Raw genomic sequence first — 22,427 nt, forward strand, 5'->3', positions numbered from 1 at the left:
CAATCGATGATGGAAAGGAACAGCACTATGGGTTGGCTGCACGGACGTCTGGGCACCGTGGTGCTCTGGATGCTGCTGATCGGTTTTGAAAGTGGCGGTCAGATCGCCACCAAAGTCGGTGGCGATCAACTGGGGCAGATGGACTTCAACCTTCAATGGCTGGCGGCTGTGGCCGGTAATCCTGGGGTGCTGACGGCCATCGCCTGCTACATCGGGGCGTTTTTCGTCTGGATGTTGATCCTGCGGCGCAGCAGCCTGTCGCTGGCGTTTCCGCTGAGTTCGCTGGTGTTTGTCGGCGTGTTGCTCGGCTCGTGGCTTGGTCTCGGCGAGCAGATCAGCCTGCTGCACTGGCTGGGCGTGGCGGTGATCATGGGTGGGATAGCGTTGCTGGCGGAAGGCGAAGAGACCTAAGAACAGCGCATTTCCCTGTGGCGAGGGGGCTTGCCCCCGCTGGGCCGCGAAGCGGCCCTAAACACTGCAACCGTGGATATCAGGCAGACCTCGATAGCTGGATTGATCGCGAGCGCTTCGCACTCGAACGGGGGCAAGCCCCCCTCGCCACAGTAAGCCCCCTCACCACAAAAGGATCTATAGATCAGCCTTTGCGGTGAGCCGTCAGAAAGCCCAGTCCGTGTGACACCGGGATTACCTTCACCCCCGCCGCACGTTGCTGCTCGGCAATTTCACGGTGGAATGCCTTGACCTGGGTCCAGTGCATTTTCGGCCGGTAATGGTGCTCGGCGTGATAACCGTTGTTCATCCAGATCAGGTTGTAGAGCACGCTGTAGCTGCTCACGCCCCAGGCGATCGGCAAGTCCGGATTACCGCCCAAATGCTCGTAATACCCATTGAGCGACGACAGCGCCTGGCCCAGATACCAGAACGGCAGCAACAGCAACACGGCATGCCAGTCATAGAACGCCAGCGCCACATACGCCGCCACCGTCACATAAATCTCGACCTTGACCCAGCGTGCATCGCCGGGCCGCTTGCGCTGCATTTCTTCGTAGAACGGCTTGGGATCATCGCGGAAAAAGCTGAGAAAAGTGTACGACCAGGGGTTTTCAGGTTGCCCATCCTTGCCGCGCAAGTAGATCGACAGCGGATCGACGGTTTTTCCGTGTGCATCCGGCAGGTCTGAATTACCACGGTGATGGCGATTGTGGATGTCGCGATAGAGGGTCTGCGAGAAACCGATGGTGACCGACAACAACAGATCGAATGCCCGATTCATCCAGCCAAGGGTGAAGTACGGGTTGTGGATCTGGTTGTGGGAAATACTGTTGATGCTCCACGACAGGCTGACGGCATAGACCAGCGCCAGTGGCACAAGGGCCCACCATGACAGGTCATGGAAGGCCAGCACCAACCACAGAACAAACGCCAGATGAGCCACGCCCAGCGCAATCGGGACCAGATCCCACAGCGAATAGGCAAGGAAGCGATACGCGGGACGAGCCATGAAGCACTCCTGAGAAATTGAGTTCATGGCAGGGTTTGCAAAGGACGGACCAGATTGAACACGAATGATCATTCCCACGCTCCCGCGTGGGAATGCATCCGGTGACGCTCTGCGTCACATCCGAAGCGGACGCAGAGCGTCCAGGGCGGCATTCCCACGCAGAGCGTGGGAACGATCACACCTGTGATCGCCTCAATTGAATTTGTAGCTGATCGCCGCCTGAACCTCGCCCTGGTTCACGCGGCCTTCTTGTTTGACGATAGTGCTGTCCGCCGCCGAATTGGTCAGGTGCTTCCAGGTGGCACTGGTCACCAGCGACCACTTTGCGGCCAGCGGGAACTCGAAGTTCTGGGTCAACGCCACATTCTGCAAGCCACCACTGGCCTTGTACTGACGGAACTCCGAATCCCGGGCGTCTTTCTCGGAAACACCAAAGAACGTCTGAGTCTGCTGGCGATCGGCAAAATTGGCGCTCAGTTCGCTACTGCCAATGATCCCCAGCCCCAGTGGATAACCCACTTCCCCGCCCACCCGACCGAGCACACCACCCTGGCCGCGATTGGCGCCGACGGTATGGCCGACGAAAGCGAAAATGCGCCAGAAATCAGCCGGGCTGTACTGAACGAAGCCACCGGCCTCGCCCATGGCCGACACATTGTGCAGGCCCCGCAGCGTGCCATTGGAGTTGCGGCCCGGAATGTAGTTGATAAACGGCCCGGCACTGAAACCATTGGCTTTCAAGGCGCTCCAGGTCAAACCGTCGTCGGTGCTGAGGCTGACATCGCCCCAGTCCAGATCGAAGTAAGGCACCGGCACGGTTTCATAACGGCTACCCGTGGGGTCATAGGGCTGATTGCTCATGCCGAGACCTGCCTCACCGGTAATTCCGGTCGCCTGCGCAGTGGCGCAAAAGCCGCCAAGGCCCAGCATGGCAGCGAATACAGCAGAGGTAATCCTGAACATAGAGCGATTCCTTAGCAGTGCATGCGCGCATCAACTCCCGGGCCGATTTTCCTGCGCAAGCACTCATGTTGTTTGTAGCGACCTACAAAAATTGTAGCTTCGCGGACATATTTCCCGCACAGCATACCTCAGAGCCCCAGCCTATAGGATCTGAAACAACTTGGCACAATCCCTGCTCTACCCGTTGCAAGCGCATCAGCGCGCCCCTGCCCCAATAGGTAATGCAGATGATTGATTGGCATATCGTGTGTGATTTCGACGGGACCATCACCCGGACCGACGTAATCGACAGCATTCTCCAACGTTTCGCCGACCCGAGCTGGGAAGCGATCGAGGACGAGTGGCTGAGCGGTGCTATCGGCTCGCGTGAATGCCTCAGCCGCCAGCTTTCGCTGGTCAAGGCAACTCCCAATGAACTGCTCGAGTTCTTCGACAGCGTCGAAATCGATGCCGACTTCCCGGACTTTGTCGACCATGTGGTCGGCCTGGGCGCTTCCATCGAAGTCGTCAGTGACGGTATCGAACAAGGTATCGCGCGGATTCTGTCGCGCAACTACGTCAGCCTCCTGCCGATCCTCGCCAACCGCCTGCGCCAGGTCGACAACAACAGCTGGCGCATCGACTTCCCGTATTCGAGCGACGCCTGCCGCGCGGCCTCCGGCAACTGCAAATGCAAATCCACGCCCAGCAGCAAACGCGTGCTGGTGATTGGTGACGGTCAGTCCGACATGTGCGTGGCGTCCACTGCCGACTTCGTATTTGCCAAGGACCGCCTGGCCGAACATTGCGAACGCAATGGCATCGCCTACGCCCGCTTCGACAGCTTCGCCGAACTTCCGGCCTTGCTGGCCAAACTGCCGGCCGGCAGCGCAGCCAACGCCACTGACTTCGCACTTGAAACCTCTTCTGAACTCTCGCTACACAATCAGGAACTCTTCCACCATGTCTGATATTCGAATTGCTACCGCAGAAGACCAGGTTCTTCTGGATAAAGAAGCCAAGTACTGCTCCTACGGCGACACCGTTCACTACATCGATCCTCCGCGCATTTTCAGCCGTTGCGAAGGTTCCTACGTGTGGGACACCGAAGACCAGGCCTACCTCGACCTGCAAATGTGGTACTCGGCGGTCAACTTCGGCTACGCCAACCCGCGTCTGAACAACGCCCTGAAACAACAGATCGACACCCTGCCGCAAATCGCCAGCCAGTACCTGCACAAAGGCAAGATCGAGCTGTCGGAAATGATCGCGGTCGACGCCAAGAACAAGTTTGGCCTCGACGGTCGCGTGCACTTCAACGTCGGCGGTTCGCAGTCCATCGAAGACTCGTTGAAAGTGGTGCGTAATGCCTCCAACGGCAAGAGCCTGATGTTCGCCTTCGAAGGCGGCTACCACGGCCGTACCCTCGGCGCCTCGTCGATCACCTCGAGCTTCCGCTACCGTCGCCGCTACGGCCACTTCGGTGAACGCGCCAACTTCATCCCGTTCCCGTACCACTTCCGCGGCCCTAAAGGCATGACCAAGGAAGAATACGGCAGCCACTGCGTGCAGCAGTTCGCCCGTCTGTTCGAAACCGAATACAACGGCGTTTGGGACCCAAAAACCAACCAGTGTGAATACGCAGCCTTCTACGTCGAGCCGATCCAGGGCACCGGCGGCTACGTCATTCCGCCAATGAACTTCTACAGCGAGCTCAAGCAAGTGCTGGATCAGCACGGCATCCTGATGGTTTCCGATGAAATCCAGATGGGTTTCTGGCGTACCGGCAAGCTGTGGTCGATCGAACACTTCGACGTTAAACCTGACGTGATCGTATTCGGTAAGGCGCTGACCAACGGCCTCAACCCACTGGGCGGTATCTGGGCCCGTGAAGAGCTGATCAACCCGAAGATCTTCCCGCCAGGTTCGACTCACTCCACCTTCGCCTCCAACCCACTGGGTACCGCGGTAGGCCTGGAAATGTTCAAGATGACCAGCGAAGTCGACTACGGCGCGATGGTTATGGCCAAGGGCAAGTACTTCCTGTCCGGTCTGCAAGAGCTGCAAAAACGCTTCCCGATCATCGGCGACGTCGACGGCCTGGGCCTGGCCCTGCGCTGCGAAATCTGCACCACTGACGGCTTCACCCCGGACAAGGCCACCCTGGACTACATGGTCGAGGAAGGCATGAAGGGCGATATGGTGGTTGACGGCCAGAAACTGGGCTTGATCCTCGACGTGGGCGGCTACTACAAAAACGTGATCACCCTGGCACCGTCGCTGGAAATCAGCTACCCGGAAATCGACCTGGGCCTGAAACTGCTCGAGCAGTTGCTGAACCGAGCCATGAAACGATGAACGAAACAGAGATCGATCTGGGCGAAGGTAGCACCGGTTTCGTTCTCGGCAGTGGTGAGGTCGCGGTGTTGTTGATCCACGGCCTGACCGGCACCCCGACGGAGTTGCGTCGGGTTGCCATCGGCTTGGCCAAATCGGGTTGCACGGTGTACGTGCCAACCCTGGCCGGGCACTGCGGTGATAACGCCGACCTGCAAGCCACTGGCTGGCAGGATTGGTACGAAGGTGTACGCAAGACATTCGTGGGCATACGCCAGAAGCACAAACAGGTGTTCGTCGGCGGTCTGTCCATGGGCGCGGTCATGTCCATGTATGTCGCGTCCGAGCATCCAGGACAGGTTGCCGGCCTGCTGATGTATTCAACCACCCTGCGCTACGACGGCTGGAGCATCCACAAACTGGCGTTCCTGACGCCTTTGTTGATGAAGATTCCGTTCGGCGTGCACATCTGCAGCTTCGAAGAGAAGCCACCTTATGGCATCAAGAACGAGCGCCTGCGGGCGATCGTCGAACGTCAGATGAAGGACGGCGAAAGCAGCAATGCCGGTCTGTTGACCATGGAAGGCGTCACCGTGCGCGAATTGCACCGGATGAATGCCGTGGTCAAGAAACGCATGCCGTCGATCAAGACACCAGCCCTGGTGCTGCACTCCATCGAAGACGACATCACCAGCCGCTGGAACGCCGATTACGTCGAACGCCATCTCGGCGGCCCGGTTACCAAGATCCTGCTGGACAACTGCTATCACATGATCACAGTTGACCTGGAATACCGCCGCGTCGTGGACCTGAGCGCGGACTTTGTCCATCAGCTTTCCATCAAGCCTGGCGAGCGTGAAGAGTATCGACAACTGGCGTAGCTTAAGGAAAAGACGTGATTACCGCCCAAGCCTTTTCAACCATCCAGGCCATCGAACGCTGCGTCTGGAATGACTGCTTCCCTGGGGAACTGGAGGACTGGGATTATTACCGGGCCGTTGAACAGGCGGGAGTCGCCGACTTCCAGTGGCGCTACCTTGCACTCTATGAAGGCAGCACATTGATTGCCGCAGCCGCGGCATTTACCACGCAGTACTCGCTCGACACCACGGTGCAGGGCATCGGCAAACGCATCACGCAACGCTTGCGTCAATGGTTGCCGGGCGTGCTGGATATTCGCTTGTACGCCATGGGATCGCCAGTGACCGAGCAATGCCACGCAGGCACCGCCAGCCATATCGCTGACGACCAACGTCCGGCGCTGCTGCGTCAGTTACTGACGTTGGCTCGTAACGATGCCAACCAGGCGGGTATCGGCCTGTTGGCGGTCAAGGATGCACCCAGCCACGATCAGCAGTGGATTGACGTCTGCCGCGAGGCCGGACTGCAAACCATGCCCGGTTTACCGAGTGCGGTATTGCCGATCGCGTTCGGCTCACTTGATGCCTACCTCGGCACACTGGGCAAATCCACCCGCAAGGACTTGCGCCGAAAACTTCGGGCGCAAGGCCCGCGAATCGAATGGCGACGCTCGGTCGACGATGTATTGCCACAGATGATGCGTTTGTATGAAGCCACCCTGGCGCGCAGTGATCTGGAGTTCGAACGACTGTCCGCAGAGTATTTCACCAGTATCCTCGAACACCTCGACCAACGTGCCGCGTGCGTGCTGTATTGGGTGGGCGAGCAGCTGGTGGCGTTCAACCTGGTGTTGCTGGACGAACATCGACTGGTGGACAAGTTTTTTGCCCACGACCTGGAACAGACCCGTGAGTACAACCTGTACTTCAGAAGCTGGCTGGCCAATGTCGACTATTGTATTCAGCACAAAATCCCGCTGTATGTGTGCGGCCAGGCCGGCTATGCCAGTAAGCTGCGGCTCGGCTGTAAATTTGAAGGCAATACGCTGTTTTTTCACCACCGCAACGGGTTGCTCAATACATTACTGAAACTCGTGAAACTGTTTGTCCGACCGGATAAATCCGACCCTGCCATGGCTGCTGCGATAAGCGAAACCTGATGATCAAAGTCCGACGCCGTAAAGCCCTGCCCTTCGCCATCTCCCGCTGGAGCCTGCAACGCAAGCTGGTATTGGCATTCTGGCTGGTCAGCGTGATCCCGACCATGATCGCGGCGGAACTGGCGGCCACCACGCTGTCACAGATTTTCGATAGCAACGTGCGCATCTGGTTGCAGGAATCGACCAAGATCGTCGAAGACGAGGTCCGGGAAATCCTGCGCGAAAACACGCGGGTCGCCCAGTTGTTGCTGCGCCACATCCGCCCGATCAACGACCGGCTTTCGGCCCGGCAGGACCGCCTCAGCGCCGACATTGCCGAAGCCATGGGCATCGACGTCGTGGCGCTGGTGCGCACCAGCGATCACAAAGTGCTGTTCAGTACCGTGGCCGACGACATCGTCCAGCAAATCAACACCGCGCCCAAGGCCGTCTTGCAAACCATTCAGGTGACTGGCGAGTCCACCGGCATCCTGGTCTCGACCTACCAGACTACCCAGTCTGGGGTCGACTATCAGTTGGTCCTCGCCAACTACCTGGACAGCAGCTTTCTCACCAGCGTCGCCGATGTACATTCCCTTGACCTGCGGTTGTACCTGGCCAAGGCCGAGGACTTCTCGGAAATTTTCGCCACCCAGCGCTTCGAAAATCACCCTATGAAGGTGCCCGAAGACATCGAGCAAATCCTGCGCACCACGAAAAAACCGATCGAACAGTTCACCAATAACTACAGCGGCATCTATCGGCCAATCCTCAATGACAGCGGTGAACTTCAGGGTGTGATCTTCAGTGGCCTGCTGCGCCACAACAGCCTGGTCGGGCTGGTGAACCAGAGCAATCTGTTCATCCTGATTTTCATCCTCAGTTCGGCGCTGTCGCTGGGTGTCGGCTGGCTGGTCTCGCAACGCCTGACCCAGCCCCTGCGCGCGCTCTCCAAAGGCGTTCGGGCGGTGATCGACGGCGATTATCGTCAGCGAGTGCCGGTCTATGGCAGCGACGAACTGGCCGAACTGAGCAGCACCTTCAACCACATGACCGAGCGTCTGGGCGAATTGCAGCACCTGGAATCGCAACTGCGCCGCCGCGATCGCTTGCACGCCCTGGGGGAAGTGGCCATGGGCCTGGCCCATGAAATCCGCAACCCGCTGGGCATCATCAAGACCGCGACCCAGTTACTGCACCGTCGCGCCGACCTGCCCGATACCGACAAGCGGCATCTCGAATACGTGGTCAGCGAGGTCAGCCGGATCAACGACCTGATCACCGACTTCCTCGACTTTGCCAAGCCCAACGCGCCCATGCGCTCCACCCAACCGGTGCGACCGCTGATTGATGAATTGGTCGGGTTCTGCGCCCCGGAACTGGCGACTCACAACATCGATGCCCGAATAGAAGACAACGCCCCTGGCGCGACCATCTATGCCGACGCACGACAGCTCAAACAGGCCTGCCTGAACCTGGTGATCAATGCCATCGACGCGATGCCTGACGGCGGTCGCTTGACCCTCGGTATAACCAGCGACAAGGAATACACCGTCATCAGTGTTTCCGACACCGGCCAGGGCATCGAACCGGACATGCTCGAACGGATTTTTACACCGTTCGTCACCACAAAGGCATCAGGTACGGGCCTGGGGCTGGCAAAAGTCTTCTCGATCATGGAAAACCATGACGGACGGGTCGAATGCATCAGCGAAAAAGATGCCGGCTCCACATTCAGCCTGTACATTCCGGCCAACGGTGAAGACGACAGCGACGACGAGGACAGTGATGACGCATAACATTCTGGTGGTCGATGACGAGCCCAAGCTTTGCGACTTGTTGGCCTCGGCCCTGAGCCAGAACGACATCCAGGTGTTCACCGCCAGCAATGGCCTGCACGCGCTCAAAGTGCTGGAACAGGAAGACATCGACCTGGTGATCAGCGACTGGCGCATGCCCGGCATGGACGGGCCGCAGTTGCTGGCGGAAGTCAAAGTGCGCTATCCGCAACTGCCGGTGATCGTCATGACGGCCTACAGCACGGTTAAAAATGCCGTGCAGTCGATGCGCAATGGCGCCTTCGACTACATTGCCAAGCCGTTCGACATCGATGAGCTGGACATCACCGTCAACAAGGCCCTGCAATTTCGCGACATTCTTAAAGACAACCTGCGCATGCGCGCCGAGCTTGAAGAACACCAGCAGATCGACAGCCTGGTGGGCGACAGCCCGACCTTCCGCCGAGTGCTGCAAGCAGTGGATTCGGTACGCGAAAGCAATGCGACCATCCTGCTCACCGGCGAAAGCGGCACCGGCAAGGAAATGGTCGCCCGGGCCATCCACAAACACGGCAACCGCGCCGACAAACCCTTCGTCGCAGTGAACTGTGCGGCGATCCCCGAAGGGTTGCTGGAAAGTGAAATGTTCGGCCATCGCAAAGGCGCCTTCACCGGCGCCGTGGCGGACCGGGTCGGGCGCTTCATGCAGGCCGACAAGGGCACGCTGTTTCTCGATGAGGTTGGCGACATGCCGCTGGCCTTGCAGGCAAAAATCCTCCGGGCCTTGCAGGAGCGAGTGATCGAGCCGGTGGGCGACCAGCGCGAGCGCAAAGTCGATGTGCGCGTGATCGCCGCCACCAACAAAAACCTGCTGGAAGCGGTGGCCAACAAAGAGTTTCGCGAAGACCTTTATTATCGCCTCAACGTGTTCCCGATCCCCCTGCCCGCCCTGCGTGAACGGGTCGAAGACATCGCGCCACTGGCCCGACACTTCGCTCACACCCTAGGCGCCACCGCCGGCAAGCGCATCACCGGTTTCAGCCCGGAAGCCTTGCAGGCCATGGCCAATTATTCGTGGCCGGGGAACATCCGCGAACTGCAGAACTGCGTTGAACGAGCCACCATCGTGGCCTCGGGTTCGGTGATCGAGGAGGACGATCTGCCGGCGTACCTGTTCGCCTCAAGACCCACCGTCGACGGCGCCCGCGTGCCCCTCAACGTAGGCACTGGCGTGCCGCCGGACCTCGACGCCGCGCTGGTGGAAGTCGAGAAGTCCTACATTCTTGCCGCCCTGCAACAAAGCAATGGCGTACAAGCGGCCGCGGCGCAACTGATCGGCATCTCGGAGCGCAGCTTCTGGTATCGGCTGAAAAAACTCGGGATTCATGTGGACAAGATTGTCCGCTGAAACCCTCGCGCGGTCTCTGTGGCGAGGGAGCTTGCTCCCGCCGACCGGTCCGCGCTCGGGCGCAGCAGTCGCAGACTGTTTCTATCTGAAAGTACGCGGTGACGGGTTTAGGGCCGCTTCGCAGCCCAGCGGGAGCAAGCTCCCTCGCCACAAAGGCGCGTTGACCGTTACAACAGATTCGGTGCCTGCACCGGATCGATCTGCGCCCAATGCGCGGTGTCCTCACGATGGGTTTTCAGGTACGGCAACACTGCCGCCAGTAATGGCGCCTTGAACGCTTCCTGAAAACGATGAGCCAGCCCCGGAATCAGCTTCAACTGACTGCCCTGGATATGCGCCGCCAGGTGAATGCCATGCATCACCGGCAACAGCGGATCAGCGGTGCCATGCACCACCAGCGTCGGCACCCGCAGCTGGTTGAGCAACGCCACCCGGCTCGGCTCGGCGAGGATCGCCATGATCTGGCGTTTCACGCCTTCAGGATTGAACGCCCGGTCGTACGCCACTGCGGCCTGATGCAGCAGCGCCTGACGATCATCACTCACCTGCGGACTGCCCAGCGCTGCCAGCAGATCGGCCTGTTGCTCCAGTGCCACCTCACGGTTCGGTGCACCGCGCCGTGAGAGCAATTGCACCAGCGCCGCATTCGGCGCCGGCAGCCCTTCTGCACCGGAACTGGTCATGATCAGCGTCAGGCTCTCGACCCGTTGCGGTGCCATGGCCGCCAGGTGCTGGGCGATCATTCCGCCCATGCTCGCGCCCAGTACATGGAATTGCTCCACGTGCAGCGCATCCATCAGGCCCAGCGCGTCGTCCGCCATATCGGTCAGGCTGTACGGCGCCGCTACGGGTAATCCGAGCTTGTAGCGCAGCACCTCAAAGGTCAGGTTGGCGTTGGCCGGGGCCTGGCGCCAGGTCGACAGCCCGACATCACGATTATCGTAGCGAATCACCCGAAAACCCTGCTCGCACAGCGCCACCACCACCTCGTCCGGCCAGTGAATCAACTGGCCACCCAGGCCCATCACCAGCAATAACGCAGGATCGGACGCACGACCGATGCTCTGGTACGCCAGGCTCACCTGCGCCAGATCGACCCGCTCGGTCGGAACATTGACATCGCAGCGCGGCGCCGCCAAAGACGGTAAGCCAAATAGCAGCGCGGCCAGAAAAACCGCAGTTGAAAAAAATCGTACCCGCATGGAAAAACACCGAAACGCAGAACCCCAGTAGAGCGCGAGTCTGATGAACTTTGTTAAAGCGCGCTGCCACAGTTGTGTGACAGTTTGATGAAGAGTGCCGAGCGGTCGATTCGTAGTCCGCTGATCGTTCCCACGCGCAGCAAAGGAATGCAGCCCGGGACGCTCTGCGTCCCTTCAACAGCCGAACGCAGAGCGTCCGTAGAGGCATTCCTTTGCTGCGCGTGGGAACGATCAATCGGTTACGGGATCAGGCCAGTTGATTACGCAGTTGGCGCGCGGCGGCAACCATATTCACCAACGCCGCCTCCGTCTCCGGCCAGGCCCGGGTTTTCAGGCCGCAGTCCGGGTTGACCCACAGCCGTTCGGCCGGGATCCGCTGCACGGCTTTGCTCATCAACTTGACCATCTCGGCGGTGTCCGGCACCCGTGGCGAGTGAATGTCGTAGACGCCCGGGCCGATGTCGTTCGGGTAGTCGAAGGCCTTGAAGGCTTCGAGCAATTCCATGTCCGAACGCGAAGTCTCGATGGTGATCACATCCGCGTCCATGGCCGCGATGGATTCGATCACGTCGTTGAATTCGCTGTAGCACATGTGGGTATGGATCTGCGTTTCATCGAGCACGCCAGACGCGCTCAAGCGGAACGCTTGCACCGACCAGTCGAGGTATTCCTGCCACTGCGCCCGGCGCAGCGGCAAGCCCTCGCGGAACGCCGCTTCGTCGATCTGGACGATCTTGATTCCGGCCTGCTCCAGGTCGACCACTTCATCACGCAGGGCCAGCGCCAACTGTTGCGCCTGGATTTTGCGCGACACGTCTTCACGCGGGAATGACCACATCAGCATCGTCACCGGCCCGGTCAGCATGCCTTTCATGACCTTGTCGGTCAGGCTCTGCGCGTAGGTGATCCAGTCGACGGTCATGGCCTTTGGACGGCTCAGGTCGCCGTAGATGATCGCCGGCTTCACACAGCGCGAACCGTAGCTCTGAACCCAGCCGAAACGGGTGAACAGGTAGCCGTCGAGTTGCTCGGCAAAGTACTCGACCATGTCATTGCGTTCGGCTTCACCGTGCACCAGCACGTCGAGGCCAAGACGTTCCTGGATTTGCACCGCGTGGCGGATTTCGCTGTGCATGGCGTCGGTGTAATCGTTGGCCGAGAGCTTGCCCTGTTTGAACGACTGACGCGCCAGACGGATCGATGCGGTCTGCGGGAACGAGCCGATAGTGGTGGTCGGGAAGGCCGGCAAATTCAGGCGTGCGCGTTGCAACTCGATACGCTTGGCAAACACTGAGTGACGCTGACTGTCGGTGTCGCGAATGGCCCGGATGCGCGCCTGCACCTCGGCTTTGTGAATGCGTGGCGACTGCGCACGGCTGGCCTGCACGGCACGGTTCTGCGCCAGCGCGGCCTGGACCTTCGGCGCTTGCGGATCGTTGAGCGCATCACGCAGCACGGCGATTTCAGCGCATTTTTGTACGGCGAACGCCAGCCAGCTCTTCAGCTCGGCGTCGAGTGTGTCTTCACGGTCCAGATCCACCGGACTGTGCAGCAGCGAGCACGAGCTGCTGACCCACAGGTTGTCGCCGTAACGCTCTTGCGCCGGTTTCAGTTGTGCCAACGCCTGTTCCAGCTCGCAACGCCAGACATTGCGACCGTTGACCAGGCCCACCGACAGCACTTTGTAAGTCGGCAGGCGATCGAGTACCTGGCCCAGTTGTTCCGGCGCTCGCACCGCGTCGATGTGCAGGCCGTCCACCGGCAGGCTCACCGCCAGCCCGAGGTTGTCTTCCAGGCCACTGAAGTAGGTGGCCACGAGTTTCTTCAGCGGCGAATACTGAAGGATGTGGTAGGCGCGCTCGAAGGCGTTTTTCCAGGCTTGCGGCAGGTCGAGGGTCAGGATCGGTTCGTCAATCTGCACCCATTCCACACCTTGGGCCTTGAGGCGATTGAGGATTTCGCCGTAGAGCGGCAGCAGGCGTTCGAGCAGGTCAAGCTTGTCGAAGTCGTTGCCTTTGGTTTTACCCAGCCACAGGTAAGTCAAAGGGCCGATGATCACCGGCTTGACGCGGTGACCGAGGGCGTGGGCTTCGTCGACTTCGTCGAACAGTTGCTCCCAGCTCAGTTTGAACGGCTGGTCAGCGCTGAATTCCGGGACCAGGTAGTGGTAGTTGGTGTCGAACCACTTGGTCAGTTCCTGCGCATGGTGCGTCTTGGCTGACTCACCATCGCAGCACTTTGCACTGGCGCCACGGGCCATTGCGAACAAGGTGTCGAGGGTCGGCAGGCCCTGTGCATCCTTGGCGCTGTCGAAGCGTTCGGGGATCACGCCAAAGGTCAGCGAGTGCGTCAGCACCTGGTCGTACCAGGCGAAGTCGCCCACCGGCAGCAGGTCGATACCGGCGTCTTTCTGCACTTGCCAGTGTCTGGCTCGCAGTTCACGGCCGACGATTTGCAACCCGGCCTGATCGAGGTCGCCCTTCCAGTAGGATTCGAGGGCTTTTTTCAGCTCGCGGTCGGCACCGATGCGTGGAAAACCGAGTGTGTGGGCCAAGGCCATGGCATATGTGCTCCGAAGTAAAAGATGGCCCTATTGTCGACAGCCAACCCAACATGAGACAAGCTCAACCTTTTCGTGTTGATCACAAAATTTACTCATGGAGGCCCTGGTGCTCGAAATCCGTCACCTGAAGACCCTGCACGCCTTGCGCGAGGCCGACAGCCTGGTCGAAGCCGCCGACCGTCTGCACCTGACCCAGTCCGCCCTGTCCCACCAGTTCAAAGAACTGGAAGAGCGCATGGGTATGCCGCTGTTCGTGCGCAAAACCAAACCGGTGCGTTTCACCAGCGCCGGCCTGCGCCTGCTGCAACTGGCCGATGCCACCCTGCCGCTGCTGCGCGGTGCCGAACGTGACATTGCGCGCCTGGCCGGAGGCACCGCCGGACGGCTGCACATGGCAATCGAATGCCACAGTTGCTTTCAGTGGCTGATGCCGACCATCGACCAGTTCCGCGATGCCTGGCCGGAAGTCGAGCTGGACCTGGCGTCGGGTTTCTCCTTCGCCCCGCTGCCGGCCCTGGCCCGTGGTGACCTGGACCTGGTGGTAACGTCCGACCCGCTGGAGCTGGCCGGGATCACCTACGTGCCGTTGTTCACCTACGAAGCGATGCTCGCGGTGGCCAATCAGCATCGGTTGGCGAACAAGCCGTACATCGTCCCGGAAGATTTGCTCAGCGAAACCCTGATCACCTACCCGGTGGAACGTGATCGGCTGGACATCTTCACCCGCTTCCTGGAGCCGGCCGATATCGAACCGGCGCAGGTCCGTACTTCGGAACTGACGGTGATGATGATGCAGTTGGTGGCCAGCGGCCGTGGCGTCTGCGGCATGCCGCATTGGGCGCTGCATGAATACAGCTCACGGGGTTATGTGAAGGCCAAGCGGCTCGGTGAGAAAGGTTTGTTTGCCACGCTATACGCCGGGATCCGCGCCGACATGCTCGACGCGCCGTACATGCGCGACTTTCTGCTGACGGCCAAGGACACCTCGTTCTCGACCCTGGATGGGGTTAGCGCGGTGCGCTGACAGATATCACACCTGTGGCGAGCGAGCTTGCTCGCGCTCGGCGGCGAAGCCGTCGTAAAGTCAGCGAACGCGGTAAACCTGACAGAGCGTGGTGGCAGAGCTTGGGGCTGCTTTGCAGCCCAGCGGGGGCAAGCCCCCTCGCCACAAAAAACCTAGCCGCAGGTCAGGCCGGGACTTCGCGCCACATATGGATCTTGTCGAAGTACTCTTCGCCAACCCGCACCGCCAGCGGTTCGAGCCCGAACTGCACGAAACCGCAACCCTGGTACAACGCCAATGCGGCGTCATTGCCAGCGGTGACGGTCAGTTGAATCAGCTTCAAGCCCGACCGACGCCGTGCCTCGTCGAAAAGCACCTGAACCAGCTGATAACCAAGCCCCCGCTGTCTGGCCTTGTCTGACACATACATGCCAAACAGCGTTGCCTTGTGCCGGGCTTTTTCCCGTGCCTCAAAGGCCAGGCCGACAATGCCCACCAGTTCGTCGTCTTCAAATGCGCCGAACAGCACGTCCAGCGGGCTGGTCAAGCGTGACTCCCACCAGCTCAACGGCATTACCGCGCGCTCGCGGACACTCGACGTGAACGCCTGCGGGTGACGGTCATAGGCCTCAAGCATCAGCGCCCGGTAAGCGAGTGCATGGCTGGCATCGAGTCGTTGGATTGCCATGTGCCTCAGGCCATGCGCCGCTGTTCAGACATCAGCCGCACTGCCAGCCCAGCCAGTACGAAGCCCATGAAATAGCGCTGAACCGCCAGCCAGCTCGGATTGTTGACGAACCACGAGGCAATCCCGGCAGCAAACAGTGCGATAAACAGGTTAACCGTGAAACTCACGCTGATCTGGGTCAGGCCCAGGGCGATACTTTGGGTAAACACCGAACCGTGTTCCGGACTGATGAACTGCGGGAACACCGAGAGATAGAACACCGCGATTTTCGGGTTCAATGCGCTGGTGAAAAAGCCCATCAGCATCAGTTTTCGAGAAGAATCCGGCGGTAGTTGCTGCGCCTCAAAGGGCGAGCGCGCACCCGGTTTGACTGCCTGCCAGGCCATCCACAGCAGGTACAGGGCGCCGGCCCATTTGAGCGCCTCGTAAGCCATCGGCACCGCCATGAACACTGCTGTCAAACCGGCCGCCGCGGCGAACAGATGCACGAAAAAACCTGCGACAACCCCAAGCAACGAGGTCACGCCCGCCTTGCGTCCCTGGCAGATCGAACGGGAGATCAGATAGATCATGTTCGGGCCCGGGGTCAGCACCAGTAGCAGCGAGGCCGCCGCAAAAATCAACAGATCATGTGTTGGAATCATGACGCAGTCCTTGTCATTGTGTGGGGGGTCAGGCCGGAGCCGTCAGGGAGGCTCGATAAAACGGCAGGATCAGGTCCCGTGTCAATGGCGCCAGGATGAAATCAACGACATTGTGCGGATCAACCCACAGCACTTCTTCGATCTCTGCCGCCGGGGTGACGCGTTGCTGGATATCCAGTTGAAAAATCTCGGCCTCGACCACAAACCCCGGCTCATTGGCTGCCGGGGCAGAAAACTTGCCCAGATAACTCGCTTGAGTGGTGTCGATGACCAAACCCAGTTCTTCTTCCAGCTCGCGGGCCAGCGCATCGACCGGTTGCTCAGAGGCCTCGATCTTGCCACCCGGTTGCATGAAGGCCTGGGTCCCGCGCTTGCGCACCAGCAGGGTTCGACCGTCCGGGCCGATCAGCAGGGCAGCGGCAATGCGGATAATGCGCGGTGAAACAGAGGATGAAAGCGTCATGGATCAACGATGGCCTTGGACAAAAGAGCCAAGGATCACATGAGTGCAGGTGCTCAGTCACGTCGAAAAGACCACCGCCGCGTAGGAGCTGCCGCAGGCTGCTATCTTTGGTTACACAGATCAAAAAATCGCAACCTGCGGCAGCTCCTACGCGGAAATAGCCGTTTCCGGCTCCTCGGGCACATGGACAAATACACTGTACCTGGCACCTTCCATAGCTTCAAAGGCGATGAGTTTTTCCACCAGCGGGCCATTGAGCACCTTGCCGGCATTGAGCAGCAACATGCCGTTGTCGGCATTGAGGTTGCGCGCCAGCACCATCCCGGCCGCCAGATCGCGGGTGCTCAGCACCTTGACTGTCGGATCGCCGAGGGTGATATCGCGCTGGTAGGTGGCGCAAACCTGAACGAAGTCCTCCACCAGTTCCGGGTCGTAGAAACGCCCGGTGTATTTACGGATGAACAGCAGCGCTTCATCACTGTTCATGTTTCGCTCAAGAATCAGCCCGCACTGCAATTCGATGAAGTCCACGGCCAGCTTCAGCAGGCGCGAACCCAAAGGGATTGCCTCCCCCTTGAGGCGATCGGGAAACCCGCTGCCGTCCCAGCGCTCCTGATGGTGCAGGATCAGGCGTGCGGCATCCTTCATCGGCTCAAGGGTCATCAACAGCGATTCGCTCTGTTTCGGATAACCGCGATACAGCTCCTTTTCGGGGTGATGTAGCAGGTCCGAAGGCGTCGTCATCATGCCGTCGGTCCAGCTCAGCTTGCCAATGTTGTAAAGCGCCGCAGCCATGGTCAGGTCTCGGCTGCTGGCCTCATCCAGCCCATGGGTCTGGCAGTAGATACGCACCAGATCGATGATTTGCCGGTTGGTTTGCTTGGCGGGTGGCAGACGCAAGTTGGCCAACAGCGAAAACACTTCGGTGCCGGTGACGTAGCTGTGCTTGAGCTCTTCATAGGCCAGATCGAGCATGTCGGCGGTCTGCTGCAGTTCGGCAGTGCGCGCTGCGACACGTTTTTCCAGGGACACGTTGAGCAGCTTCAACTGCTCATTCTGATCCCACGTCAACTGCACCAGACGCAGCCGCTCGCGCTCGGAGTTTTGATACGCCAGTGCCTGACGCAACGTCAGTAGCATTTCCTCGTCGCTCCAGGGTTTGCTGATGTAGCGGTGGATCTTCCCCTCATTGATTGCCTTGATGATCATCGACAGGTCGGCATACCCGGTCAGCAGGATGCGTACGGTGTCGGGATGCCGCTCGTGGATATGCGCCAGCAGGGTCGCACCGTCCATGTTGGGCATGCGTGCGTCGGTCATCACCAGATCAACCGGTTGCCGAGCCATGATCTCCAGCGCCTGGGTGCCGCTTGCGGCCAGCAGCACTTCATAGGGGTGGCCGCGCAACAGCCGACGCAGGCTATTGAGGATCGATTCTTCGTCATCAACCAGTAACACTCGGGGTTTAAGCGGCTCATCCATGGCATTACCTCAGCTGAAACAGACCAGTCGTTTGTGAGCACCCAAGGGAGTTGCCCCTCCTCCATGGGCCTGAACTACAGGCTAGACGGTTTTTCAGCACAGTTCGCAATAGATTTGCCACACGGCGGGCGGCGAACTTGAGAGTCGCAGACTATGCTCTGGGTACCTGGATCCAAGATCTGCACCCGTAGCACACTGCGATCAGGAAGGGACGCCATATGAACACGACGCTGCGAGGGCTTATTTGCAACGGTGCATTGCAATGAAGACACCGTTTGCGCAAAAAAACCGACGGATCCTGATCGTCGACGACACCGCCTCTATCCATCAGGACTTTGCCAAGATCCTCAGCCCCCACGTGCTCGACGATGATGCGCTGAGCAGCGCCGAAGAAGCCCTGTTCGGCACCCAAGTGGTGGCTGCAGACCTGGGCTTTGTGCTCGACAGCGCCTTTCAGGGCCTGGAAGCCCTGGGCAAGGTCGAAACCGCCCTGGCCAAGGACCTTCCCTATGCGATGGCCTTTATCGACATGCGCATGCCGCCCGGTTGGGACGGTCTGGAAACCATCGAACGGCTCTGGCAGGTCGATCCAAAGCTGCAAGTCGCGCTGTGTACCGCGTACTCCGACTACTCCTGGGACGATATCGCCGAACGGCTGGAGCTGGGCGATCGCCTGCTGATCCTGAAGAAACCCTTCGATGCCATCGAAATCCGTCAAATGGCCAGCGCCCTGACCGTCAAATGGCAAATGACCGAAGAAGCCGCCTTGAAGATGAACCTGCTGGAGCAGGCGGTCGAAGAGCGAACCCGCGAGCTGTCCGACGCAAATATCATCGTGCAGAACAGCCCGACCATTTTGTACCGGCTGCGCGGCGAACCCTCGTTCCCGTTGATGTACATCTCCCACAACATTACCAAGTTCGGTCACGTGGCCGCGCAATTGGTGGCGTCGGCAAACTGGGCTCAGGAGCTGATTCATCCCGAGGACCAGGACAAAGTCGACAACGCCATGGCGCGGATACTCGACCGGGACGCTGTCGGGGCGTCCATCGAATTTCGCCTGCGCACTGGCACCGGCGACTGGCGCTGGGTCGAAAACCGCTACGTGCCGGTGCGTAACCAGGACGGACGGTTGCTGGAAGTCGAAGGCATCATCATCGATATCACTGAACGCAAGCTGGCCGAAGAGAAGATCGCCCTGCTGGCACGTACCGACGGGCTGACCGGGCTGGCCAATCGAACGACGCTCCTCGAACGTCTGCACCAGGCATTCGCTGCCGCCCGTCGGGGCGGCGCACCCTTCGCGGTGTTCTATCTGGACCTCGATCATTTCAAACGCATCAACGACACCCTGGGCCATCCCATCGGGGATTTGCTATTGCAGGAAGTCGCCCGACGCATCAAGGCCTGTGTCCGCGAAAACGACCTTGTGGCGCGTCTCGGCGGTGACGAGTTTGCAATCGTGCAGCTCGACGCCGGCGACCCGACACAGGCGGCGGCCCTGGCAGGCAAGGTCCGCGATGAACTGGTACTGCCTTACACCCTCGATGGCAACAATGTGCGGGTTTCGGTCAGCATCGGCATCAGCACTTACTCCAGTGCCAGCTTGAGTGCCGAAAGCCTGCTGGCTCAAGCCGACATGGCGCTGTATCGCTCCAAGGAAAAAGGTCGCAACCAGTACCACTTCCACTCAGAGGAGATCAATCAGGAAGTACTCGACCGGGTGTCGATTGCCAACGATTTGAAACAAGCCATCGAGCAAAACCAGCTTGAACTGCATTACCTGCCCGAAGTCGACCTGAGTACCGGGAAGATCCTCGGCATGGAAGCCCAGGTCCGCTGGAGTCATCCAGAGCGAGGAATACTGGAACCCGATATGTTTCTTCCCGCGGCGGAAAAAACCGGTGTAATCATCGCGCTCGGGCACTGGTTGCTGGATCGGGCCTGTCGGCAAATGCGTGAGTGGCGCGATGAAGGCATGGCGCCCCCGGTGATTGCGATCAAGCTTTCGCTGGCCCAGCTCAAGAGCGGTCCGGACCTGATCTACGACGTGCTGCGCACCACGGCCCTGTGGAACCTCTGCCCCTGGGACCTGCGCTTCGACGTCACCGAAGCGACACTGGCGCAAACCAAATGGACCCACAACGATGTGCTGCCTCGCTTGCGTGAGCTGGGGGTGAAAATAGCCATCGACGACTTCGGCACCGAGTACTCCTCGTTCGACTACCTCAAGACCTATCGGGTCAATCACCTCAAACTCGCCCAGGCCTTCATTGACACCGCGACCCGTGATCCCGCCAGCGCCACAACCTTGCGCGCGATCATCAATTTCGCCCGCGAAGTGGGGATCGGCATCATTGCCGAGGGTGTCGAGACCCAGGAACATCGCAGCTCGCTGATCTCCACCGGCTCGCCAATGAACGCCCAGGGCTATTACTTCAGCAAAGCCGTCAGCAGCCGGCAGGCAGCGGCGTTGCTGATGGCCGGCAGCATCGTGCCGCCGACCTTCCCCGGCGCAACGAACCCGCTGTTCGAAGATGCGCCCCACCCACCGGAGGACCGGGGATGAAACTATCACTCGCCCCCACCAATCGGCGCATCCTGATCATCGATGACATGCCTTCGATCCATCAGGACTTTCGCAAGATCCTCAGCCCCGACGCGCCAAACGAACAGACGCTGGCGGGTACCGAAGAGGCGCTGTTCGGCACGGAACAACCCTCTCGCCCGACGTTTCTCCTCGACTCGGCCTATCAGGGGGAAGAAGCACTGGAACTGGTCAAGCGAGCCCAGGCCGAAGGCCGCCCCTATGCTCTGGTATTTACCGATATGCGCATGCCGCCGGGTTGGGACGGTCTGGAAACCATCGAACGACTCTGGGAGGTCGACCCGCACCTGCAAATCGCCTTGTGCACCGCCTTCTCCGACTACTCTTGGGAAGCGATGGCCGAACGGCTGGAGTTCGGCGACCAGTTACTGGTGCTGAAAAAGCCCTTCGACACCCTGGAAATCCGTCAGATGGCCAGTGCCCTGACCTGGAAATGGCAGATGGCCCAGGACGCCGCGATAAAAATGCTCAGCCTGGAGCGAACCATCGAAGACCGCGTTCAGGAGCTACTCAAAGTCTCCCATCTGTTGCAATACGATGTACTGACCGGCCTGCCCAACAGCACTTTGCTCGGTGATCGACTGACTCAGTCCCTGGCCCTTTCTCGGCGACACGACAAACAACTGGCGGTGATATTTCTGGGGCTCGACCGCTTCAAGCGCATCAACAACGCACTGGGCCATCCGGTTGGCGACGAAATGCTCAAACGGGTCGGCCTGAGCCTCGTGTCCACGGTGCGTGAATCCGATTCGGTGTTTCGTTACGGTTCCGACGAGTTCGTGGTGATCCTCGCGGACATCCACCATCCCCAGCAAACCAAAGGCATTGCCGAAAAGCTGCTGAAAGCCGTCAATACCCAGCAGCACATTGCCGGCCATGACCTGAGCGTGACCGCCAGCCTGGGCATCAGCATCTATCCGGACGACGGCTTCGATGCCGTACCGTTGATCAAGAAAGCCGAAACCGCGATGCATAACGTCAAGGAGAGAGGACTTAACGACTTCAGCTTTTTCATCGACGACATGAATCAGCGAGCCCGTGAACAGCAAAGCATCGAATCCGGCCTGCGCCTGGCGCTGGAGCGCGATGAATTCGTCCTGCATTACCAACCCAAACTGGATCTGCGCACGGGTAAAGTGGTCGGTGCGGAAGCCTTGATCCGCTGGCTCAAACCCGGTCACGGTTGGGTGTACCCAATGGATTTCATCGGAGTGGCCGAAGACAGTGGGCTGATCATTCCCCTGAGCAAATGGGTATTGACCCAGGCCTGCCAACAGGCCCGCACCTGGCAACTGGCCGGATTGCCGGCGATCAGCATGTCCGTCAACGTTTCCGCTATCGACTTCCGTCAGCACGACTTTGTCGACGGTATCGTGCAGGTCCTCGAACTGACAGGCTTCGATCCAACGCTACTGGAGCTCGAAATCACCGAAAGCGTGCTGATGCAGAACGTCGAGGCCACCGTGCAGACCCTGCACGCCATCAAGGCATTGGGCGTGCGCCTGGCAATCGATGATTTCGGCACCGGTTATTCCAGCCTGAGCTACCTGCAACGGTTCCCGGTCGATGTACTGAAAATCGACCAGTCATTCATACGTGGGCTGAGCACCAAAAACAACGACGCTGCGCTGGTCAGCGCCATCATCAGCCTGGGCAAGAGCCTTAACCTCAATATCATCGCCGAAGGCGTGGAAACCCTGGAACAGCTGGACTTTCTCAAGGCCCTTCAGTGTGAGGAAGGCCAGGGTTACTTCTTCAGCAAAGCCGTGCTCCCCCAGGAATTCGTACAGTTGCTCACCGACAGCGAACAGGCACCACCGCGCACGTAGACTGACGCCCCGACAGGCA

Annotated in this window: 18 protein-coding genes; 10 read left to right on the forward strand and 8 right to left on the reverse strand. The window is 59.7% G+C overall.

What is annotated here, in order from left to right; all coding sequences use genetic code 11:
* The first annotated feature begins 9 nt into the window (after nt 1-9).
* On the forward strand, nt 10-411 hold the full coding sequence (locus KRR23_RS01655; RefSeq protein WP_103315552.1) for an EamA family transporter: 402 nt from the start codon (nt 10-12) through the stop codon (nt 409-411).
* Between the two features lie 184 nt (nt 412-595).
* Here the strand turns inward: KRR23_RS01655 and KRR23_RS01660 are convergent, their stop codons facing one another.
* Together KRR23_RS01660 and KRR23_RS01665 are read right to left on the reverse strand one after the other, a co-directional pair.
* Nucleotides 596-1,462: a fatty acid desaturase gene (locus KRR23_RS01660; RefSeq protein ID WP_216741074.1), complete on the reverse strand. Its 867-nt coding sequence runs from the start codon at nt 1,460-1,462 to the stop codon at nt 596-598.
* Nucleotides 1,463-1,654: 192 nt separating this feature from the next.
* A complete protein-coding gene (locus tag KRR23_RS01665; RefSeq protein WP_216741075.1) occupies nt 1,655-2,425 on the reverse strand; it encodes a MipA/OmpV family protein in 771 nt (256 codons plus the stop codon).
* A 227-nt stretch (nt 2,426-2,652) separates the two neighbouring features.
* Here KRR23_RS01665 and KRR23_RS01670 point away from each other — a divergent pair, with 227 nt between their 5' ends.
* The 6 genes from KRR23_RS01670 to KRR23_RS01695 are packed head-to-tail and all read left to right on the forward strand — an operon-like array spanning nt 2,653 to nt 9,926.
* Nucleotides 2,653-3,375, forward strand: a complete 723-nt coding sequence (locus tag KRR23_RS01670; protein ID WP_216741076.1) for an MtnX-like HAD-IB family phosphatase — start codon at nt 2,653-2,655, stop codon at nt 3,373-3,375.
* Entirely contained in the window at nt 3,368-4,762 is a 1,395-nt protein-coding gene (locus tag KRR23_RS01675; RefSeq protein ID WP_123582346.1) for an aspartate aminotransferase family protein, read from the forward strand. Before KRR23_RS01670 ends, KRR23_RS01675 begins: the two co-directional genes overlap by 8 nt.
* Complete coding sequence (locus KRR23_RS01680; protein WP_216741077.1) at nt 4,759-5,622, forward strand: carboxylesterase; 864 nt, start codon at nt 4,759-4,761, stop codon at nt 5,620-5,622. Before KRR23_RS01675 ends, KRR23_RS01680 begins: the two co-directional genes overlap by 4 nt.
* A gap of 14 nt (nt 5,623-5,636) precedes the next feature.
* A complete protein-coding gene (locus KRR23_RS01685; protein ID WP_216741078.1) occupies nt 5,637-6,761 on the forward strand; it encodes a GNAT family N-acetyltransferase in 1,125 nt (374 codons plus the stop codon).
* Nucleotides 6,761-8,539, forward strand: a complete 1,779-nt coding sequence (locus tag KRR23_RS01690) for an ATP-binding protein (protein ID WP_216741079.1) — start codon at nt 6,761-6,763, stop codon at nt 8,537-8,539. Before KRR23_RS01685 ends, KRR23_RS01690 begins: the two co-directional genes overlap by 1 nt.
* Nucleotides 8,529-9,926, forward strand: a complete 1,398-nt coding sequence (locus tag KRR23_RS01695) for a sigma-54 dependent transcriptional regulator (protein WP_216741080.1) — start codon at nt 8,529-8,531, stop codon at nt 9,924-9,926. The genes KRR23_RS01690 and KRR23_RS01695 overlap by 11 nt, the downstream gene beginning before the upstream one ends.
* A 167-nt stretch (nt 9,927-10,093) precedes the next feature.
* Here KRR23_RS01695 and KRR23_RS01700 read toward each other — a convergent pair whose 3' ends face one another.
* Complete coding sequence (locus KRR23_RS01700) at nt 10,094-11,128, reverse strand: alpha/beta fold hydrolase (RefSeq protein ID WP_216741081.1); 1,035 nt, start codon at nt 11,126-11,128, stop codon at nt 10,094-10,096.
* 247 nt (nt 11,129-11,375) lie between these two features.
* Nucleotides 11,376-13,688, reverse strand: coding sequence for a 5-methyltetrahydropteroyltriglutamate--homocysteine S-methyltransferase (gene metE / locus KRR23_RS01705; RefSeq protein WP_216741082.1), 2,313 nt, complete (start codon nt 13,686-13,688; stop codon nt 11,376-11,378).
* Between the two features lie 109 nt (nt 13,689-13,797).
* Here metE and metR point away from each other — a divergent pair, with 109 nt between their 5' ends.
* A complete protein-coding gene (metR, locus tag KRR23_RS01710; RefSeq protein WP_019693392.1) occupies nt 13,798-14,715 on the forward strand; it encodes a transcriptional regulator MetR in 918 nt (305 codons plus the stop codon).
* Between the two features lie 163 nt (nt 14,716-14,878).
* On the opposite strand, the gene KRR23_RS01715 is transcribed toward metR, so the two are convergent.
* The 4 genes from KRR23_RS01715 to KRR23_RS01730 form a co-directional block, all read right to left on the reverse strand.
* A complete protein-coding gene (locus KRR23_RS01715) occupies nt 14,879-15,382 on the reverse strand; it encodes a GNAT family N-acetyltransferase (protein WP_216741083.1) in 504 nt (167 codons plus the stop codon).
* 5 nt (nt 15,383-15,387) lie between these two features.
* Nucleotides 15,388-16,026, reverse strand: a complete 639-nt coding sequence (locus KRR23_RS01720; RefSeq protein ID WP_145015184.1) for a LysE family translocator — start codon at nt 16,024-16,026, stop codon at nt 15,388-15,390.
* A gap of 28 nt (nt 16,027-16,054) precedes the next feature.
* A complete protein-coding gene (locus KRR23_RS01725; RefSeq protein ID WP_216741084.1) occupies nt 16,055-16,489 on the reverse strand; it encodes an NUDIX domain-containing protein in 435 nt (144 codons plus the stop codon).
* 147 nt (nt 16,490-16,636) lie between these two features.
* Complete coding sequence (locus tag KRR23_RS01730; protein ID WP_216741085.1) at nt 16,637-17,971, reverse strand: HD domain-containing phosphohydrolase; 1,335 nt, start codon at nt 17,969-17,971, stop codon at nt 16,637-16,639.
* 256 nt (nt 17,972-18,227) lie between these two features.
* Between KRR23_RS01730 and KRR23_RS01735 the strand changes: the two genes are divergently transcribed.
* Both KRR23_RS01735 and KRR23_RS01740 read left to right on the forward strand, forming a co-directional pair.
* Complete coding sequence (locus KRR23_RS01735) at nt 18,228-20,540, forward strand: EAL domain-containing protein (protein WP_216741340.1); 2,313 nt, start codon at nt 18,228-18,230, stop codon at nt 20,538-20,540.
* Entirely contained in the window at nt 20,537-22,408 is a 1,872-nt protein-coding gene (locus tag KRR23_RS01740; protein ID WP_216741086.1) for a bifunctional diguanylate cyclase/phosphodiesterase, read from the forward strand. The genes KRR23_RS01735 and KRR23_RS01740 overlap by 4 nt, the downstream gene beginning before the upstream one ends.
* Nucleotides 22,409-22,427: the final 19 nt, after the last annotated feature.

Source organism: Pseudomonas sp. CVAP#3, from assembly GCF_018986375.1.
Lineage (GTDB): Bacteria > Pseudomonadota > Gammaproteobacteria > Pseudomonadales > Pseudomonadaceae > Aquipseudomonas > Aquipseudomonas helvetica.